17 protein-coding genes are annotated in these 18,119 nt (G+C 70.8%); 12 read left to right on the top strand and 5 right to left on the bottom strand.

What is annotated here, in order from left to right; translation table 11 throughout:
- A partial coding sequence (locus AX018_RS07495) for a transposase (protein WP_146749253.1) occupies positions 1-319 on the top strand: 319 nt, incomplete at its 5' end.
- An 8-nt stretch (positions 320-327) separates the two neighbouring features.
- Here AX018_RS07495 and AX018_RS07490 read toward each other — a convergent pair.
- Positions 328-1,170, bottom strand: a complete 843-nt coding sequence (locus AX018_RS07490; RefSeq protein ID WP_111876678.1) for a prephenate dehydratase — start codon at positions 1,168-1,170, stop codon at positions 328-330.
- A gap of 119 nt (positions 1,171-1,289) precedes the next feature.
- Positions 1,290-2,642, bottom strand: a complete 1,353-nt coding sequence (locus AX018_RS07485) for a dicarboxylate/amino acid:cation symporter (RefSeq protein WP_111876677.1) — start codon at positions 2,640-2,642, stop codon at positions 1,290-1,292.
- Positions 2,643-2,914: 272 nt separating this feature from the next.
- On the opposite strand from AX018_RS07485, the gene urtA reads away from it, so the two are divergent.
- The 7 genes from urtA (at position 2,915) to AX018_RS25185 (ending at position 11,107) form a co-directional block, all read left to right on the top strand.
- A complete protein-coding gene (gene urtA / locus AX018_RS07480) occupies positions 2,915-4,177 on the top strand; it encodes an urea ABC transporter substrate-binding protein (RefSeq protein ID WP_111876676.1) in 1,263 nt (420 codons plus the stop codon).
- A 168-nt stretch (positions 4,178-4,345) separates the two neighbouring features.
- The gene (gene urtB, locus AX018_RS07475) at positions 4,346-5,926 is read left to right on the top strand and encodes an urea ABC transporter permease subunit UrtB (RefSeq protein WP_111876675.1); all 1,581 of its coding nucleotides are present in this window, start codon (positions 4,346-4,348) and stop codon (positions 5,924-5,926) included.
- A gap of 26 nt (positions 5,927-5,952) precedes the next feature.
- A complete protein-coding gene (gene urtC / locus AX018_RS07470; RefSeq protein ID WP_245951469.1) occupies positions 5,953-7,182 on the top strand; it encodes an urea ABC transporter permease subunit UrtC in 1,230 nt (409 codons plus the stop codon).
- The gene (gene urtD / locus AX018_RS07465; protein ID WP_111876673.1) at positions 7,179-8,057 is read left to right on the top strand and encodes an urea ABC transporter ATP-binding protein UrtD; all 879 of its coding nucleotides are present in this window, start codon (positions 7,179-7,181) and stop codon (positions 8,055-8,057) included. Before urtC ends, urtD begins: the two co-directional genes overlap by 4 nt.
- Before the next feature lie 799 nt (positions 8,058-8,856).
- The gene (gene urtE, locus AX018_RS07455; protein ID WP_111876671.1) at positions 8,857-9,561 is read left to right on the top strand and encodes an urea ABC transporter ATP-binding subunit UrtE; all 705 of its coding nucleotides are present in this window, start codon (positions 8,857-8,859) and stop codon (positions 9,559-9,561) included.
- 95 nt (positions 9,562-9,656) lie between these two features.
- On the top strand, positions 9,657-10,655 hold the full coding sequence (locus tag AX018_RS07450; RefSeq protein WP_111876670.1) for an adenylate/guanylate cyclase domain-containing protein: 999 nt from the start codon (positions 9,657-9,659) through the stop codon (positions 10,653-10,655).
- Positions 10,656-10,675: 20 nt separating this feature from the next.
- A complete protein-coding gene (locus tag AX018_RS25185) occupies positions 10,676-11,107 on the top strand; it encodes a DUF1294 domain-containing protein (protein WP_245951468.1) in 432 nt (143 codons plus the stop codon).
- Positions 11,108-11,131: 24 nt separating this feature from the next.
- Here the strand turns inward: AX018_RS25185 and AX018_RS07440 are convergent, their stop codons facing one another.
- Positions 11,132-11,878: a haloacid dehalogenase type II gene (locus AX018_RS07440; RefSeq protein ID WP_245951467.1), complete on the bottom strand. Its 747-nt coding sequence runs from the start codon at positions 11,876-11,878 to the stop codon at positions 11,132-11,134.
- Positions 11,879-12,190: 312 nt separating this feature from the next.
- Here AX018_RS07440 and AX018_RS07435 point away from each other — a divergent pair, with 312 nt between their 5' ends.
- Positions 12,191-13,345, top strand: coding sequence for an MFS transporter (locus AX018_RS07435; RefSeq protein WP_245951471.1), 1,155 nt, complete (start codon positions 12,191-12,193; stop codon positions 13,343-13,345).
- Between the two features lie 59 nt (positions 13,346-13,404).
- Here the strand turns inward: AX018_RS07435 and AX018_RS07430 are convergent, their stop codons facing one another.
- Positions 13,405-14,178 (bottom strand): hypothetical protein, encoded by a 774-nt coding sequence (locus AX018_RS07430; protein WP_146749252.1) that lies wholly within the window; start codon positions 14,176-14,178, stop codon positions 13,405-13,407.
- Between AX018_RS07430 and AX018_RS24680 the strand changes: the two genes are divergently transcribed.
- Positions 14,173-14,577: a hypothetical protein gene (locus tag AX018_RS24680; protein WP_146749251.1), complete on the top strand. Its 405-nt coding sequence runs from the start codon at positions 14,173-14,175 to the stop codon at positions 14,575-14,577. The two genes, AX018_RS07430 and AX018_RS24680, sit on opposite strands and share 6 nt — an antisense overlap.
- Before the next feature lie 281 nt (positions 14,578-14,858).
- Here the strand turns inward: AX018_RS24680 and AX018_RS07420 are convergent, their stop codons facing one another.
- Positions 14,859-15,692: a phosphatase PAP2 family protein gene (locus tag AX018_RS07420; protein WP_111876665.1), complete on the bottom strand. Its 834-nt coding sequence runs from the start codon at positions 15,690-15,692 to the stop codon at positions 14,859-14,861.
- Between the two features lie 356 nt (positions 15,693-16,048).
- Between AX018_RS07420 and AX018_RS07415 the strand changes: the two genes are divergently transcribed.
- Both AX018_RS07415 and AX018_RS07410 read left to right on the top strand, forming a co-directional pair.
- Complete coding sequence (locus tag AX018_RS07415; protein WP_111876664.1) at positions 16,049-17,173, top strand: diacylglycerol/lipid kinase family protein; 1,125 nt, start codon at positions 16,049-16,051, stop codon at positions 17,171-17,173.
- Between the two features lie 20 nt (positions 17,174-17,193).
- A complete protein-coding gene (locus AX018_RS07410; protein ID WP_111876663.1) occupies positions 17,194-17,961 on the top strand; it encodes a metallophosphoesterase family protein in 768 nt (255 codons plus the stop codon).
- Positions 17,962-18,119: the final 158 nt, after the last annotated feature.

Below are 18,119 nucleotides of genomic sequence, written 5' to 3'. Positions count from 1 at the left end.
CAAGGGAGCGCTTGCGGCCTTCAAGCGCTGCAAGCGCTCGCTGGGGCGGGTGCAAAGTGTGCTGACGGACAGCGGTTACACAGGCGAGCCCTTCGCGCAAGGCGTCAAGGACATCCTGGGTGAGCATGTGACGGTGCAGATCGCCAAGAGAAGCGAGTTGCACACCTTCAAGGTCATGCCCAAGCGCTGGGTGGTTGAGCGCAGCTTTGCTTGGCTGGACAAGAACCGGCGGCTATGGAAGAACTGTGAGCGATGGCTCAACACCAGCTTACAGTTCGTCCACTTGGCGTTTCTGGCTCTGCTACTCAGAAGATCGTAAACACGTTCTCAGAGGACATCCCGCCGGGGATAGGAGCCCAGCCAGCGCAGGCCGGCGGTGCGCGCGAGGAGCGCGCGCAGCGGCGCGTCGTGGGCGTGGCCCTCGACCTCGAACACGCAGTGGCGCGTGCCGGGCGCCGTGCAGGTGGAGGCGGTGCGCAGCGGCAGGCCCGCCGCCGCGAACGCGGCCCGCAGCGGCGCCAGCTCATGGGCCGCCCCGGCCATAACGAGCGCGGTCGTGTCGCGGCCCGTGGGCGCGGGTGTCTCGCGGCCCAGCACCCACCAGCGGGTGACGTTGTGCGGGCCTTCCTCGATGTGCTCGGCCAGGGGCGCCAGCCCGTAGAACGCCGCGCCGATGCCCGGGCCCAGCGATGCGGCGGCGCGCGATGCGCCGTCCGCCACGGCCTGCGCCGCGGCGCCACCCGAGGCGGCTTCCTCGCGCGCGGCGTGGGGCAGCTCCCGGTCCAGCCAGGGCCGGGCCTCCTCCAGCGCGACCGGGTGCGCGATCACGGTGCGGATGCCCCGCAGCGTGGCGCCGGGCAGCGCGAGCAGGCTGTAGCCCAGCATACGCGGGTATTCGGCCACCACGAGCGGGGCGTCCAGCGCCAGCACGTCGTCCAGGTAGGGCGTGGCGCCGACCAGCGAGGTGGCGACCGGCACGCACAGGCCGTGCAGCGTGCCGGCCTGGTAGGCGGCGAACAGGGCCTGCCGCTCCATCGGCACGAGCGGCGCATCGCCGCCGAACAGCTCGATGCAGGCCTGGTGCGTCCAGGAGCCCGCTGGGCCCAGGTAGGCGATGCGGCGGTCGGTGGGGGCGGCGGGGCGTGCGGGGGAGGAGGGCGCCAGGGCCATGGGGCGAGGGTTTCTGGAAGGCGGTGGCGAAGGAGGGTGCTGCTTCCCCCCCGGGGGGACAGGCAGCAAAAAGGCCGGCAGTGCCGGCCTTCAGGGGGGTGCTCTGGGCCTTTTGGGGCTCAGTGCTTGCCCGACGTATCCATGCGCGCCGTCTTGCCGTCCAGGATCGCCTCCGGCTCCTGCGCGGACACCCAGTCGGGATTGTCCAGGCGCTGCTTGAGCTGCTCGGTGTCGAGGTCGCCCGTCCACTTGGCCACGACGATGGTGGCCACGCCGTTGCCCACGAGGTTGGTGAGCGCGCGTGCCTCCGACATGAAGCGGTCGATGCCCAGGATCAGCGCCAGGCCCGCCACCGGCACGTGGCCCACGGCCGATAGCGTGGCGGCCAGCACGATGAAGCCGCTGCCCGTGATGCCGGCCGCGCCCTTGGAGGTGAGCAGCAGCACCAGCAGCAGCGTGATCTGGTGCGTGATGTCCAGCGGCGTGTTGGTGGCCTGCGCGATGAACACGGCGGCCATGGTGAGGTAGATGGAGGTGCCGTCCAGGTTGAACGAGTAGCCCGTGGGGATCACCAGGCCCACGGTGGTCTTCTTGGCGCCCAGGTTCTCCATCTTCTCCATCATGCGCGGCAGCACGGATTCGCTGGAGGAGGTGCCCAGCACGATCAGCAGCTCTTCCTTGATGTACTTCACGAACTTCCAGATCGAGAAGCCGTGGAAGCGCGCGATCAGGCCCAGCACGACGAACACGAACAGCAGGCAGGTGAGGTAGAACGAGCCCATCAGCTTGCCCAGCGAGAGCAGCGAGCCCACGCCGTACTTGCCGATGGTGAAGGCCATGGCGCCGAACGCGCCGATCGGGGCCACCTTCATGATGTAGCCCACGATGGTGAAGAGCACGTGCGAGGTCTTCTCGATGAAGTCGAACACCAGCGTGCCGCGGCCGCCGAAGCGGTGCAGGGCGAAGCCGAACATCACGGCGAACAGCAGCACCTGCAGGATCTCGCCCTTGGCGAAGGCATCCACCACCGTGGTGGGGATGATGTTCATGAGGAAGTCGGTGGTGGTGCCCATCTTGCCGGGCGCCGTGTAGGCCGCGATGGCCTTGGTGTCGATGGCCGAGGCATCGACGTTCATGCCCGCGCCGGGCTGGAGCACGTTGACCACGATCAGCCCGATGACGAGGGCGACGGTGCTCACGATCTCGAAGTAGAGCAGGGCCAGGCCGCCCGTGCGGCCCACCTTCTTCATGTCCTCCATGCCCGCGATGCCCACCACCACGGTGCAGAAGATGATGGGCGCGATGATCATCTTGATGAGCTTGATGAAGCCATCGCCCAGGGGCTTCATCTTCTCGCCCAGTTCGGGGTGGAAGTGGCCCAGCAGCACGCCCACGACCACGGCGAAGAGCACCTGGACGTAGAGCGAGCGGTAGATGGGGAGCTTGGCGGGGATGCGGGCGGGTGCTGTCATGCAGGCCTCTTCGTCAACGAAAAAAGAGCAAACCGGGCCGCGCCTGTCTCCGCACGGCCCATGCGAAAGGTGAGGCACTGTAAAGCAGGGTTTTCGCGGAACCATTGTGGAAAACCACATCGTTGATCCCACCCCGTGGGAGTCCGGTGCCGCGAGGGGGCGGAACGGCGCATACGCCCGATGGCGTATTTCGCGCGGAGGGGGGGCTGACCAGAATCGCCTCCATCACCCCTCTCGCCATCCCCCACCCTTCCACTTCCGGAGCCCACACCATGCAACGTCGCTTCACCCTCCAGGCGCTGTGCGCCGCCGCCGCCCTGGCCGGCCTCTCCGCGCTGCCCGCGCATGCGGCCGACACCATCAAGGTCGGCGTGCTGCACAGCCTCTCGGGCACCATGGCCATCTCCGAGACCGTGCTCAAGGACACGGTGCTAATGGCGATCGACGAGATCAACGCCTCCGGCGGCGTGCTCGGCAAGAAGCTCGAACCCGTGGTGGTGGACCCGGCCTCCAACTGGCCGCTCTTCGCCGAGAAGACCAAGCAGCTGCTCGGCCAGGACAAGGTCTCGGTGATCTTCGGTTGCTGGACCTCGGTGAGCCGCAAGTCGGTGCTGCCCGTGGTCGAGGAGATGAACGGCCTGCTGTTCTACCCCGTGCAGTACGAGGGCGAGGAACTCTCCAAGAACGTGTTCTATACCGGTGCCGCGCCCAACCAGCAGGCCATTCCCGCCGTGGACTACCTCATGAGCAAGGACGGCGGCGGTGCCAAGCGCTGGGTGCTGCTGGGCACCGACTACGTGTACCCGCGCACCACCAACAAGATCCTGCGCGCCTATCTGAAATCCAAGGGCGTGAAGGATTCCGACATCGACGAGAAGTACACCCCCTTCGGCCACAGCGACTACCAGACCATCGTGGCCGACATCAAGAAGTTCAGCCAGGGCGGCAAGACGGCCGTGGTCTCCACCATCAACGGCGATTCCAACGTGCCCTTCTACAAGGAGCTGGGCAACGCCGGCCTGAAGGCCAAGGACGTGCCTGTCGTCGCCTTCAGCGTGGGCGAGGAAGAGCTGCGCGGCGTGGACACCAAGCCGCTCGTGGGCCACTTGGCCGCGTGGAACTACTTCATGTCGCTCAAGAACCCCGAGAACACGGCGTTCATCAAGAAGTGGAGCGACTATGCCAAGGCCAAGAACATCCCCGGCCACAAGGACAAGCCGCTCACCAACGACCCGATGGAGGCTACCTACATCGGCATCCATATGTGGAAGCAGGCCGTGGAGAAGGCCAAGAGCACCGACGTGGACAAGGTGATCGCCGCCATGGCCGGCCAGACCTTCAAGGCGCCCTCGGGCATCGTCTCCAAGATGGACGAGAAGAACCACCACCTGCACAAGAGCGTGTTCATCGGCGAGATCAAGGCCGACGGCCAGTTCAACGTGGTGTGGAAGACGCCCGGCCCCGTGAAGGCCAAGCCGTGGAGCCCGTACATCGAGGGCAATGACAAGAAGAAGGACGAACCCGAGAGGAAGTGAACACCCCCCTGAGGCCCTTCGGGCCTTCCCCCCGCTCTCGCCGTGCTGCGCACGGCGGGCAGGGGGACGACGCCAGCGGCCGGGCGGAGCCCGCTCCGCGGCGTCTGCTGGCCTGGGGTGTGGTCACTGCTCTGCTCCTTACCCATTTCCGTTGCGGGTTGCTTTCCCATGTTTCTTTTCTCCTTCCATCGCCTGATCGCCGGCCTGCTGCTGTGTGCGGCGGTGCAGGCGCATGCGCTCACGGCCGAGGCGGCGCGGGCCATGGCCGCGGGCGAGACCGATGAGCGCATCGCCGCGCTGCAGCGGGCCACCGCCGCGCCGGATGAGGCCACGGTGGCGTTCGTGCGGGCCATGGCCGACGACGCGGTGAAGATCGCCGGCAGCCGGGCCATCGTGGTGAAGGACGGCAAGGGCACGGACCCGGTCACGGGCGCCGAGGTGCCCGTGCCCCAGGATGCGGAGGACATCGTCAACAACAACCGCATGCGCGGCGAGTTCGATACCGCGCTCGCCTCGCTGCAGCTCTTGTCGGCCGACGCGGGCCAGCGCCGCGCGGCCATCGAGGCGCTGAAGGACGAGAGCGACGAGGCGCGCCTGCCCCTCATCGACAAGGCCCTGGCCGCCGAGCGCGAGCCGGGGCTCAAGGCGCGGCTCGAAGCCATCCGCGCGCGCATCCTGCTCTCGGGCAGCGACGCGGCGCAGCGCCAGCTCGCCGCGCAGGCCCTGGCCGCCAGCGGCAGCCCGGCCACGCGCACGGTGCTGCTGGAGCAACTGCGCAACGAGCAGGACCCGAAGGTGAAGGTCGCCATCGCGGCGGCGCTGAAGTCGGTGGAAGAGCGCCTGCAGTGGGGCGAGCGCCTGGGCGCGCTGTTCTCGGGCATCAGCCTGGGCTCCATCCTGCTGCTGGTGGCGCTGGGGCTGGCGATCACCTACGGCCTGATGGGCGTGATCAATATGGCGCACGGCGAGCTGATGATGATCGGCGCCTACGCCACCTACGTGGTGCAGGGCCTGTTCCAGCGCTACCTGCCCGGCGCGTTCGATGCCTACCTCATCGCGGCGGTGCCGGCGGCCTTCCTCGCCTCGGCCCTCATGGGCGCGCTGCTGGAGCGCGGCGTGATCCGCTTCCTCTACGGCCGGCCGCTGGAGACGCTGCTGGCCACCTGGGGCATCAGCCTGATGCTGCAGCAGCTCGTGCGCAGCGTGTTCGGCGCGCAGAACGTGGGCGTGGAGAACCCCGCGTGGATGAGCGGCGGCCTGCAGGTGCTGGAGAACCTGCAGTTGCCCTGGAACCGCGTGGTGATCGCCCTCTTCGCGCTGGCGGTGCTGGGCGGCGTGGCCTTCCTGATCGGGCGCACGCGCCTGGGCCTGTTCGTGCGCGGCGTCACGCAGAACCGGCCCATCGCCTCGTGCATGGGCGTGAACACCGCGCGCGTCGATACCTACGCCTTCGCGCTGGGCTCGGGCATCGCGGGCCTGGCCGGCTGCGCCCTGAGCCAGGTGGGCAACGTGGGGCCCGACCTGGGCCAGGGCTACATCGTGGACGCCTTCATGGTGGTGGTGCTGGGCGGCGTGGGCCAGCTCGCGGGCACCGTGTATGCCGCGCTGGGCCTGGGCATCCTGAACAAGTTCCTGGAGGGCTGGGCGGGCGCCGTGCTGGCCAAGATCGCGGTGCTGGTGCTCATCATCGTGTTCATCCAGAAGCGGCCGCAGGGCATCTTCGCCATCAAGGGGCGAACGGCCGACTGAAGCGCCAGGACCCGAGACAAGCAACCATGAAGACCTCCACCACCACCTCCCCTCCACCCCATGCGCCCCCTGCTGCTGCTTCTGTTCCTGCTGCTGCTCCCGCTCCTGGCGAGGCCGTCGCGCTTCCCGCCGTGGCGCCGCTGCTCACGCGCCCGGGCTGGTCGGCGTTCTGCGTCGCGCTCATCGCCATCTGCGCGGCGGCGCCCCTGCTCAATCTCGCGGTGCCGGCGGGCCACCCGCTGCACCTGTCGGACTACGCGGTCGCGCTCATGGCCAAGATCATGTGCTATGCGATCTGCGCGCTGGCCATGGACCTCATCTGGGGGTACACGGGCATCCTGAGCCTGGGCCACGGCCTCTTCTTCGCGCTGGGCGGCTACGTGATGGGCATGTACCTCATGCGCCAGATCGGCCGCGACGGCAACTACCAGAGCGACCTGCCCGACTTCATGGTGTTCCTCGACTGGAAGGAGCTGCCCTGGCACTGGGCGCTGTCGGACAGCTTCCTCGCCACGCTGGTGCTCGTCGTGGCGGTGCCGGGGCTGGTGGCCTTCGTGTTCGGCTACTTCGCGTTCCGCTCGCGCATCAAGGGTGTGTACTTTTCGATCATCACGCAGGCCATGACCTTCGCGGCCATGCTGCTGTTCTTCCGCAACGAGACCGGCTTCGGCGGCAACAACGGCTTCACCGATTTCAAGCGCATCCTGGGCATGCCCCTCGCCACGCCGCAGATGCGCATGGTCCTTTTCGTGCTCACCGGGCTGGCGCTGCTGGGCTGCTTCCTGCTGGCGCGCTGGCTGGTGCGCTCCAAGTTCGGCCGCGTGCTGCAGGCGATCCGCGACGCCGAGAGCCGCGTGATGTTCTCGGGCTACTCGCCGCTGCCCTACAAACTCACCATCTGGACCCTGAGCGCCATGATGTGCGGCGTGGCCGGCGCGCTCTACGTGCCGCAGGTGGGCATCATCAACCCCGGCGAGATGAGCGCCGCCAACTCCATCGAGATCGCCGTGTGGGCGGCCGTGGGCGGGCGCGCCACGCTGATCGGGCCCATCGCGGGCGCCTTCATCGTCAACGGCGCCAAGAGCTGGCTCACCGTCACGGCGCCGGAGTTCTGGCTGTACTTCCTGGGGGCGCTGTTCATCGCCGTCACGCTGTTCCTGCCCCAGGGCGTGGTGGGGCTGCTGCGCTCGCCGGGCGGGTGGCGCGGCCGCATCGCCAAGGCGTTGCGCAAGGAAGAGGGGGGCGCCGCGCGATGACCCCCGATCTCATGGACGAAGGCGCGCGCCGCATCGGGCGCACCGCCCCGCCGGCCGGCGAGGCGGGCCGCACCGAATCGGGCGGCCGCGCCGCGGGCTTCTCGCGCCTGGCCGTGCCCGGCGAGGTGGACGTGGCCCACGGCCGCATCCTCTACCTGGAGGACGTGCACGTGGCCTTCGACGGCTTCAAGGCCATCAACGGTCTGAATCTGGACATCGCCCCCGGCGAGCTGCGCTGCATCATCGGCCCCAACGGCGCGGGCAAGACCACGATGATGGACATCATCACCGGCAAGACCCGGCCCGACCGTGGCACCGTGTTCTTCGGCTCCACCATCGACCTGCTGCGCCACAACGAGCCCGAAATCGCCCAGCTGGGCATCGGCCGCAAGTTCCAGAAGCCCACGGTGTTCGAGCAGCTCAGCGTGTTCGAGAACCTGGAGCTCGCGCTCAAGACCCGCAAGGGCGTGGCCGCCTCGATGTTCTTCCGCCTCGACTCCGCGCAGCGGGACCGTCTCGCCGAGGTGCTGCACACCATCCACCTCGCCCACCAGCCCGCGCGGCAGGCCGGGCAGCTCAGCCACGGGCAGAAGCAGTGGCTGGAGATCGGCATGCTGCTCATGCAGGACCCCAAGCTGCTGTTGCTCGACGAGCCCGTGGCGGGGATGACGGACGAGGAGACGGAACGGACGGCGGAGCTGTTCCTCTCGCTGAAAGGAAGGCATTCGCTGATGGTGGTGGAGCATGACATGTCGTTCATCCGGGCGATTTCGGAGAAGGTGACGGTGTTGTGCGAGGGGGCGGTTTTGGCGGAGGGGACGTTGGATGAGGTGCAGGGGGATGAGAGGGTGATCGAGGTTTATTTGGGGCGGTGATGGTTGGGGGTTTTATGGGCGCTTGTGGTGGGGTTGTTTCCCGGGGCCGGGATGTGCGCCCGGCGGCGCACCTACTTTCTTTTGCTTCGCCAAAAGAAAGTAGGCAAAGAAAAGGCGACCCTGCTGTTTGCGTCCCCCTTCGCCCGTTGGGCGAAGGGGGCAACCTGCGGTGCTCGGTCGCGGGGCGCGGCTGCGGAACTCGCTGCGCGCTGCGCGCTCCGCTCGGACAACCGCAGCCAGTCAGATCACGAAGCGGATGTGTCCTGCGGCACATCCGCGCGCCCCGCGCCCTGTGCTCCTCGGCGCAGCCAGAAGGGTGGGGAGCACACGGGCCATTGCTGCGCTCGGCCCCCGATGCGCGAGCGCTTCGCGCCGCGCAGGCCAGGCCGAGCGCAGCGACGGCCCGAGCCGGTTTGGGGCCGAGCAACGCGATGGCCCGTGTCACCCCCTTCTGGATGCGCCTGGGGCGCGCAGGGCGCGGGGTGGCGGGTGTGCCGAAGGACACACCCGCTTCGTTGTCTGGCTCGCCGGGGTTGTTCGAGCGAAGCGCGCAGCGCGTAGCGAGTTCCACGGCGCACCCCGTGACCGAGCACCCCAGGTTGCCCCGTAGCGCAGCGGAGGGGTCGCAGACAGCAGGGTCGCCCTTTCTTTGGTTACTTTCTTTCGGCGAAGCGAAAGAAAGTGACTCGCCCGCCGGGGCGAAATCCCGGCCCCGGAACGTAACCAACCAGCAACTACAAAAACAATAGCAAGAACCCCAGCAAACCCGCCGACGTACCGCACAAAAAGCCCCCAAACCATGCTCACCGTCCAAAACCTCCACCAGTACTACGGCGGCTCCCACATCCTCCGCGACGTGAGCCTCACCGCCTCCCCCGGCAAGGTCACCGTCCTCCTCGGCCGCAACGGCGTCGGCAAGACCACCCTCCTCAAGAGCCTCATGGGCCTGGTGCCCATCAAGAGCGGCACCATCACCTGGGAAGGCCAGCCCATCCAGGGCAGGACCCCCTACGACCGCGCCCGCGCCGGCATCGGCTTCGTCCCCCAGGGCCGCGAGATCTTCGGCCGCCTCACGGTGGAGGAGAACCTGCGCATGGGCCTGGCCTACCGGAGCGCCTCCACCCCCGTGCCCGAGCACCTCTACGCGCTCTTCCCCGTGCTGCGGCAGATGCTGGGCCGCCGGGGCGGCGACCTCTCGGGCGGGCAGCAGCAGCAGCTCGCCATCGCCCGGGCCCTGGCGCCGGGCCCGCGCCTGCTGGTCCTGGACGAGCCCACCGAGGGCATCCAGCCGAGCATCATCAAGGACATCGGCCGCGTCATCCGGCGCCTCGCCGACGAGGGCCTGGACGGCCACCCGGTGGCGGTGCTGCTGTGCGAGCAGTACTACGACTTCGCCGAGGAGCTGGCCGACGAATACCTCGTGATGGAGCGCGGCGAGGTGATCGCGCACGGGCCGGGCAGCGAGATGCAGGCGCGCGGCATCCGGCAACTCGTGGCGATCTGATCCGGGCGTGGCCAGGAGGGGCGCGGCGTGGCTTGACCGGCCCGCCGCCGCGCGCCTATGCTGCCGCAACGCGCGCCGTGCGGCGCCTTGCCCCTATGCCTTCCTCCACGACCTCCGCCCCCGACACCCCTCCCCCCGCCGCGCCGCCGCGCCTGAGCGAGCGCGAGATCACCCTGCTCCAGGCCGGCGTGCGCGATTTCGCGCAACTGGCCGCGCAACTGCCGCCGCCGCAGGCGCGCGACTGGATGGAGCGCGTCCTCGCCTGCCTGCACGGCCTGCTGGAGACCTACGGCGGCGCGGTGGAGCACTGGACGGGCGACGGGGCGGCCGTGCTCTTCGCGCCGCGCGCGGAGGGCGGTGAGCCCGACGACAGCGTGCCGCGCGCCGCCATGTACGCCGTCGCGCTGCAGATGGCGCTCAAGGACCTGAACGATGCGTTCCGCGCGGAGCGCCTGCCGCCCGCCTACGTGGGCGTGGGCATCGCCTGCGGCCCGGCGCTGGCCGGCGAGTTCACGCTGGCCGGCGGCGCCCGCCCGGCGCCCGTGGTGCTGGGCGAGGTGGTGGCCGAGGCCGTGCAGTTGCGCGCCTTCGCGCTGCGCGGCCAGGTGCTGGTGAGCGAGGCGGTGTACCAGCGCTGCTGGACCATGGCCTCGGTGTCGGCGCCGGTGCAGGTGTTCGTCAAGGGCCGCACCGGGCCGCTCGCCATGCGCGAGTTGGTGGCCGTGCCGGGCCGCAAGCTCAAGGTGCCGCGCCAGGAGTTCCGCCGCAGCCTGCGCGTGGAGGCGAACCTGCCCTGCACCTGCCAGCTCGTGCAGGACGGCGCGGTGCTGCCGCACGTGGTGGTGTGCTCGGTGCGCGACATGGGCTACCACGGCGCGCTGCTGGAGCTGACCGATCCCGTGCCGATGCACGGCGAGCTGCGCCTGGGGTTCGACCTGCCGATCGCCCGCTACCAGGCCCGCGACGTGTACGCCCGCGTGGTCACGCTCAACACCACGGGCCCGCAGGTGCTCGCTGGCGTGGAGTTCACCGCCACCAGCGCGGAGTTCGATGCGCAGGTGCGGCGTTTCGTGCAGGGGATGGTGGCGGGTTGAAGGGGCCGCGCTGTGAGGGCGTGGCCGCGAAACCCGTCCGTGCACGGGCGGCGCGGGCTGCCCGGCGGTCCCGGGCGCCAGGGGGCACGGCGAGCTGGTTCGCGCTGCTCGCGTTCGGGGTGTTCTGCGCCGTGCTGGCGTTCATCGCACCGCCGCCGCGCTGGACGTTCGCCGTCTATCTGGGCATGAGCGTGTGGGCGTTCCTGGCGTATGGGGCGGACAAGTGGGCCGCCGGGCGCGGCGGGTGGCGCATCAGCGAGCGCACCCTGCACCTGCTGGCGCTGGCCGGCGGCTGGCCCGGCGCGCTGCTGGCGCAGCAGATGCTGCGCCACAAGTCCTCCAAGGTCGCGTTCCGGCGGGTTTTCTGGGTGACCGTGGCGCTCAACGTGGCGGGGCTGGCGTGGCTGTGCTCGCCGCTCGGGGCCCCGGTGCGGCAGGCGCTGCAGGCATAGGCGCGCAGCGGCCGGAGTGCGCTTTCAGCCCGGGCAGTCCAGCGCGTCCGCGAGCGCGCCGATGCTGGCGCAATGCAGGTCGTTGCCGGGCCGGGGCGAGACGTCCTTGGGGTGGGCCGCGCCGAACTCGTGCGGGCGCTCGATGTAGGCCGTGCGCAGTCCGCAGGCGCGGGCGGCCTCCAGGTCTTCGTGGTGGGCGGCGGCCATCAGCACCGCCCCGGGCGGCACGCCGAAAAGGTTCGCGGCGCCCAGGTACACGGCCGGGTCGGGCTTGTACGCGCGGAACACCTCGGCCGAGAGGATGCAGTCCCACGGTAGCCCGGCCCCTTTGGCCATGTGGGCCAGCAGGCCCAGGTTGCCGTTGGAGAGCGGGCACACCATGAAGCGCTGGCGCAGCCGCCCCAGGCCTGCCACGCTGTCGGGCCAGGGCGGCAGGCGGTGCCACGCGCGGTTGAGGTGTGCGCGCGCGGCATCGTCCCAATGGCCCAGGCCGAAGCGGGGCAGCAGGCCGTCGAGGATCTCGCGGTGCAGGGTGTCGAGCACGGTCCAGCCCCGCTCGCCGGCGCGCACGCGCTGCATCGCGGGCTGGTAGCCGTCGCGCCAGGCGCGGGCGAAGGCATCGCCGTCCACCCGGGGCGCCAGCGCCGCCAGTTCGCGCACGATGCCGCCGTGCCAGTCCACCACGGTGCCGAACACGTCGAACACCACGACCCGGACCTGCGGCATCCACGGCGTGGCGGTGAAGGGGGCGGAAAGGGGGGCAAGGGCCATGGGCCGCATCATCGCGGCGCCGGGCGGGCGGCGCACCCCGGGCGTTCCCGCAGGCCGGCCGGGGCGACCCCACGCGGCGCCGGGGCGGATCGCCGGCGCGCTGCATGCGTCGGACGCGTTTGGCAAAATCCACGGGTTTACCCTGATCCACATCCGCACTCCCGACATGCAGCCGACGACGACCGCCTTCCCCCCGATGGCTTGCCCATCCCCATGCCCGCGAGGCCGCCGATGAGCGGGCAGCCGGCGATTCCGAACGATCTGGCCGTGGCGGCGGAGCCCGCGGCGGCGGCGCAGGCCCCGCGCGCGGGCATGGCGGCCGCGCTGATCGGCCTGGGCGTGGGCGGTTTTTCCATCGGCACGGGCGAATTCGTCATCATGGGCCTGCTGCCCGAGGTGGCGCGCGACATCGGCGTGACCATCCCGCAGGCCGGCCACGTCATCAGCGCCTATGCGCTGGGCGTGGTGGTCGGCGCGCCGGTGCTGGCCGTGCTGGCGGCGGGGTGGGGGCGGCGCGCGCTGCTCATCGCGCTGATGGCGGTCTATGCGCTGGGCAATTTCGCCTCGGCGCTGGCGCCGGGGTACCTCTCGCTCAACCTGCTGCGCTTCGTCACCGGCCTGCCGCACGGCACGTATTTCGGCGTGGCCGCGCTGGTGGCGGCCTCGCTCGCGCCGCCGGGCCGGCGCGCGAGCGCCGTGGGCATGGTGATGCTGGGGCTCACGGGCGCCACGCTGGCGGGCGTGCCCATCGCCGCGGCGCTGGGCCAGTATTTCGGCTGGCGCGCGGCCTTCGTGTTCGTGGGGGGCATCGCCGTGCTGGCCATGGCCATGGTGCGGCGCGGCGTGCCCTACATGCCGCCCGACGCGCAGGCGAGCCCCTGGCGCGAGCTGGGTGCGCTCAAGCGCAAGCAGGTGTGGCTTACGCTGGGCATCGGCGCCATCGGCTTCGGCGGCATGTTCTCGGTGTTCAGCTACATCAAGCCCACGCTCACCGAGGTGGCCGGGCTGCCGGTGGGCGGCGTGCCGTTCGTGCTGGCGCTGTTCGGCGCGGGCATGGTGGCGGGCAACCTCGTGGGCGCGCGGCTGGCGGATCGCTCGCTGATGCGCACCATCGGCGGGCTGCTCGTGTGGTCCGTGCTGGTGCTGGGCGGCTTCGTGTTCGCGGCGCACCACGTGGCCACGGCGGCGCTGGGCATCTTCCTCATCGGCACCATCGTGGCCATCGGCCCGGCGCTGCAGATCCGCCTCATGGACGTGGCGGGCGACGCACAAACCTTGGCCGCCGCGCTCAACCATTCGGCCTTCAACTGCGCCAACGCGCTCGGCGCCTGGCTGGGCGGCGTGGCCATCACGGCCGGGCTGGGCTGGACCTCCACCGGCTGGGTGGGCGCGCTGCTGGCCCTGGGCGGGCTGGCCGTGTTCGCGGCGTCGCTGGCGGCCGAGCGGGCGGCGCGCCGCTCGGGCTGAGCCACCCCCGGCAAAGCGGCCGGCGCGAAGTGCCGGAGGGGGCGTGGCGCGGACCTTCCTCAGTGGGCGGCGATGAGCGCTTTCAACTGGTCGAGATCGTTCAGCTCCGTGGAGAAGAGGCCGGCACCGATGTGCGCGTCGTTCTCCGCCACGATGCGGTGCAGGGGCGTTTCCTGGATGCGTTCGAGGGAACTCCGCAGGTGGGCGATGGTGCTTTCGGAGAACTCCTGGCTGGGCTCGCCGGCTTCGAGCGCGAGATCGAGCGTCGCCAGGGCGGGCAGGAGCGAGGTCTCGAAGTAGTTCGGGGCCTTGGCATCTTCCAGGTGCCGCCGCTCGCCCTCGGTCAGCGAAGAGGGCTCCTTGCCCCGCAGATGCGCTTCGAGGTCGCGCCGCAATTGCACGAGCTGCAGCATCGCGATGCTGCGCTGTATCGCCTCGATGAACTGCTGCTCTCCCGGCGCCCGGCCGAGCGGGTTGGTGGTCCGGATCTCGGGGCTGACGTTGTATGAGATCGAGTCGGCATGCACGGCTTTGCCCGTGCGCGCCAGCGTGATCGACGTGCCCACGTGCGTGCCCAGATCGGCCACGCTGTGGATCTCCGACAGCGGGAAGTCGTGCGGCGCTTGTCCCTCGCTGTAGAGTTTTCGGGCCGACTGCCGCATCGGAACCTCGCCCAGGTACGTGAACTGGCGTTCGGTCTTGTACCGGGGCGTGGCCTCCAGGCGGTATTTCTGGTGCGGCTGCGCTCCTGGCGCGCCGGCCTGGGTTTCCTCATGGATCTGCTGGACGTACGCCCCCTTGATGTGTTCGGTCTTGAGATTCCAGCGATGCATGTGCGGATCTTCCTCGCCTTGCTGCGCGCCGCCGCCCGCACTGAACTCGTGCAGACGCAGCTGTCCGCCATCCAGCAGCGGCATCAGCAGGGTTTTGGTGAAGAGTGGTGTCGTGGCCGATTTGCCGCGGGACTCTTCCAGGAGGTGCGGGCTGACCGAGATATGGCGCAGGATGCTTTCCAGCTCGGCGAGCGATGCATCGGAAAAATGCACTTCGTTCTTGAATCCCGTATCGGGATGCAGATTGCGCAGATGGTCGTTGAGGCGTTTCTGGACCTGGCGGTAGATGATCGCGTCCTGACCGATCTGCCGGGCGATTTTCTGCAGCTTCGCGCGGGGAGCGGGCGCGGCACTCTGCGCCGGGGTCTCGGGTCGGGAGTGGCCAGCCAGTCCGGATAAAGACGCGTTCCTGAGCTTTTTTCCAGGACGGGCGCCGGGCGTCTTTTTCGATCCCTGAAGGGCATTCTCTGGCGCGTTGGAGCGGACGGAAATCGATGGGTTAAGGCGTGAAAGTATTGTGGCAAGACATACGCGCAAGGCGTCCCTCTCTAGTGAATGACCACCTCAGTCTGGCCATGCGTGCACCTCGGAGTGAAGCCCGGGCGAAGCTTTTCATGCCGATGCGAAAGCGCAAGTGAACCGGGCGCCGCCCATGCCCTCGGCGGCGGGGGCCTTGGCCATCAGGCCGGCCTGGCGGGCCGGCAGCGGTGCCAGTGCCCCACGCCGTTCATGATCAGCACGCAGCAGGCCAGCCACACGCCGCCGGTCACCCAGCCGGCGAGCACGTCGCTCGCGTAGTGCACCTGCAGCACCACGCGGCTCCAGCCCACGGTGAAGGCCACCGCCACCGCCGCGAGCAGGGCGGGCAGGTGCCAGCGCGGCGGCAGCAGGCGCAGCGCCAGATAGGCCAGCATGCCGTAGGCCACGAGCGAGCTGCTGCTGTGCCCGCTGGGGAAGCTGAATCCGTCGGCCGAGGAGACGCCGTGCGTGTGCTCGGGGCGCACGCGCTCGAAGGCGTGCTTGAAGCCGCGCGTGAGCAGGCCGTTGCCCGCCAGGGCCGCCGCCCATCCGGCCGCCAGGAGCCGGTGGCGGCGCCACCAGAGCGCGAGGCCCACCACCACGGCCAGCACCGTGAGCACGTCGGTGTCGCCTGCATGCGTGAGCCGGGCGAACAGCGTGAGCGTGGGCACGCCCGCCGTGGCGCCCAGGGTCGCGGCCAGGGTCTGGTCGAGCCGGGCCCAGGTGGTGGGGGCGGACCATTCGCGCGCCAGCGTGCCCAGCAGCTCGGCGCAGGCCCATAGCAGCAGGGCCGATGCCGCCATGGCCGCGAGTAGGCGCGGCACCGCGTGGCGGGGCTCGGACCAGCGCGCCATCCAGGGCGCGCAGCGCGGCGCCATGGCCGTGCCGGCCGCGCGGGCCGCCAGCGTGGCGGCGAGCGCCAGCGCGAGGCCCGCGCCCCAGGTGGCGACCGGGTGCGTGCCGGCCCAGAGCGTCCAGGCGTGGAGGTCGGTCATGCCGGGCTCCTCCGTTCGCCGGCGCGGCGCGGCGTGGCGAGGGCCCGGGGCGCCGGGGCGGCGAGAGCTATGGGAGCTGCGGATCGGTGGGGGTGGGGCATCGTCGGAGGGCGGTCGTCAGGGGTTGGGGAAGGTGCGAGGCCGCCATGGTGACAGGGAGCGCGCGCCGCGCGTGTCGGCCCGCGCCGACAGCCGGTGCGCCTGTCCGCCGATGGGGCCGCGCGGTGCCCGGCGCCAGAATCAGGCCCTTGCCCCGTGGGGCCATGCCGCCTGCCGGCGCGCCCGCCACGGTTATCCTGCCCGCGCTCCGGGTGCCCCGGGCGCTCCCGCCCTCCGTCCGTATCCGACCCTGCTTCATGCCCACGCCTCTGCCTCCGTCCTCCCCAGCCCCCGGGCCCGTGCATCTGGTGGTGCCGCACCGGCCCGGTGCGGACCATTCCCGCCTGCGCGCGCGGCTGGAGGCGCTGGAGTCGCTGCGCCGCAACGCCGTGCGGTGGCACGTGCCGGCGGTGCGCGCGGGCATCGTGCAGGCGGCCGACGAGGCCGCGCGCGCGGCGCTGGATTCGGGCGGCATCGTGGTGGCCTGCGGGGGCGACGGCACCATCAACGCCGTGGCCGCGGCGGCGTGGCGGCACCGGGTGCGCATGGGGGTGATCCCCGCGGGCACCTTCAACTATTTCGCGCGCGAGCACAGCCTTCCGCTGGATCTGGAGCAGGCCGCGCAGGGCATCTTCGAGGCCCTGCACACGGGTGACCTGCGGCCGGTGCGCGTGGGCTACGTGAACGATCGCATGTTCCTCGTCAACGCGGCCGTGGGCCTGTACCCGCGCCTGTTGGAGCAGCGGGAGCTGGCCTCGCGCCGCTTCGGCCGCTCGCGCTGGGTGGCGATCGCCTCGGCGGTGTGGAGCTTTCTGCGCCCGGCGTCGGCGCGGCGCTGGCGGGTGTCGATGCGCGCCCACCGGGGCGCGGATGCGCTGGTGCAGGAGGAGTTCTTCGCCTCCACGCTGTTCGTGGGCAACAACCCGCTGCAGCTCGACCGCCTGGGCATCCCGCAGGCCCGCGACGTGGCCGAGTGCGACCACCTGGCGGTGCTGCTGCTCAAGCCGCAGAGCCGCTGGGCCACGGCGTGCACGGTGTGGCACGCGGCCATCGGCCAGCTCGCGCGCGACGAGGCGGTGATCAGCCTCGCCTGCTCCGAGATGGAGGTGGAGCCCGCGAGCTGGCGGCCGCAGCAGGTCAAGGTGGCGTTCGACGGCGAGCGCGAGTGGATGCCGCCGCCGCTGCGCTTTCGCGTGGAGGACCGCCCGCTCTGGCTCGTGGTGCCCACCGCCACGGCGCGCGACGGCGATGCGGCGGCCTGGCCCGAAGGCGCGCGGGCCGATGCCGCGCCGCAGCCGCAGCCGCAGACCGTGCCGGCCGATCCCGCGCCGGTGCCCGGAGCGGTGCCCGGCACGGCGCCGGGGCTGGCCGCGGGATCGTGAGCGGGGCGGGAGCCGGGGCCATGGGCGTCCTCATGCACCTGTCGGACCTGCATTTCGGCGCGCACGACCCCCGGGTGTGCGCGGCGGTGAAGGCGCTGGCGCGCGAGCTGGACGTGGCGGCCCTGGTGGTCTCGGGCGACCTCACGCAGCGCGCCACGGCCCCGCAGTTCGCGGCGGCCCACGATTTCATCGCCGGCCTGGGAATCCCCCGGGTGCTGGTGCTGCCCGGCAACCACGACCTGCCGCTGTTCGCGTGGTGGGAGCGGCTCGGGCATGCCTACCGGCGCTATGCCCGCTGGTGGGGCGATGAGCTGGAGCCGGCCTGCGACGCCGCCGGCTTCTTCGTGGTGGGCGCCAACACCACGCGGGCGTGGCGCCACCGGCGCGGCAGCCTCTCGCGGACGCAGATCGCCGGGGTGGCCGAGCGGCTCGCGCAGGCCCCGCCGGACCGCTGGTGCATCGTCGTCACCCACCATCCGCTGGTGGCGAGGCATGCCGGCGACGCCGCGCACCGGCCGCACCGCGCGGGCGATGCGCTGGCCTGCTGGCGCGGGGCGGGCGCGCGGCTGCTGCTCTCGGGCCATGCCCACGAGCCGGGCCTGGGCGAGGCGTTGCCGGGCCTGTGGGCGGCGCAGGCCGGCACGGCCGTGTCCGTGCGTTTGCGCGCCGACGCGCCCAACAGCCTGCTCACGCTGGAGCGCACGGCCGACGCGGGTGCCTGCCTGACGCGTTGGGATTTCGACACAGGCCGGGGAGTTTTCGTGGCCCGGGGCGGCGAGCGCCTCTAGGGCCTGCCGAACCCCCTGGCGGCCCTGTGTAGCGCGTGCTCCCGGGGCGATGCGGGGCACCGATGCCCGGACCCCGGGGCACTCCGGGAAGATTTGTGACCACTTGTCAAAGACGGGAGAGATGGTAAAAAACGCAGGTTCAGGGAGGATCCCCCCGT

This window comes from Paracidovorax anthurii, from assembly GCF_003269065.1.
Taxonomy (GTDB): domain Bacteria; phylum Pseudomonadota; class Gammaproteobacteria; order Burkholderiales; family Burkholderiaceae_C; genus Paracidovorax; species Paracidovorax anthurii.
The sequence above is the reverse complement of the archived record's forward strand: the minus strand, read 5'-3'. Positions and strand labels throughout refer to the sequence as shown.

Coding starts and splice junctions, on each gene's coding strand:
- AX018_RS07490 (WP_111876678.1), bottom strand. CDS start 1,170: ATGGCCCTGGCGCCCTCCTCCCCCGCACGCCCCGCCGCCCCCACCGAC.
- AX018_RS07485 (WP_111876677.1), bottom strand. CDS start 2,642: ATGACAGCACCCGCCCGCATCCCCGCCAAGCTCCCCATCTACCGCTCG.
- urtA (WP_111876676.1), top strand. CDS start 2,915: ATGCAACGTCGCTTCACCCTCCAGGCGCTGTGCGCCGCCGCCGCCCTG.
- urtB (WP_111876675.1), top strand. CDS start 4,346: ATGTTTCTTTTCTCCTTCCATCGCCTGATCGCCGGCCTGCTGCTGTGT.
- urtC (WP_245951469.1), top strand. CDS start 5,953: ATGAAGACCTCCACCACCACCTCCCCTCCACCCCATGCGCCCCCTGCT.
- urtD (WP_111876673.1), top strand. CDS start 7,179: ATGACCCCCGATCTCATGGACGAAGGCGCGCGCCGCATCGGGCGCACC.
- urtE (WP_111876671.1), top strand. CDS start 8,857: ATGCTCACCGTCCAAAACCTCCACCAGTACTACGGCGGCTCCCACATC.
- AX018_RS07450 (WP_111876670.1), top strand. CDS start 9,657: ATGCCTTCCTCCACGACCTCCGCCCCCGACACCCCTCCCCCCGCCGCG.
- AX018_RS07440 (WP_245951467.1), bottom strand. CDS start 11,878: ATGGCCCTTGCCCCCCTTTCCGCCCCCTTCACCGCCACGCCGTGGATG.
- AX018_RS07435 (WP_245951471.1), top strand. CDS start 12,191: ATGGCGGCCGCGCTGATCGGCCTGGGCGTGGGCGGTTTTTCCATCGGC.
- AX018_RS24680 (WP_146749251.1), top strand. CDS start 14,173: ATGCATGTGCGGATCTTCCTCGCCTTGCTGCGCGCCGCCGCCCGCACT.
- AX018_RS07430 (WP_146749252.1), bottom strand. CDS start 14,178: ATGCATCGCTGGAATCTCAAGACCGAACACATCAAGGGGGCGTACGTC.
- AX018_RS07420 (WP_111876665.1), bottom strand. CDS start 15,692: ATGACCGACCTCCACGCCTGGACGCTCTGGGCCGGCACGCACCCGGTC.
- AX018_RS07415 (WP_111876664.1), top strand. CDS start 16,049: ATGCCCACGCCTCTGCCTCCGTCCTCCCCAGCCCCCGGGCCCGTGCAT.
- AX018_RS07410 (WP_111876663.1), top strand. CDS start 17,194: ATGGGCGTCCTCATGCACCTGTCGGACCTGCATTTCGGCGCGCACGAC.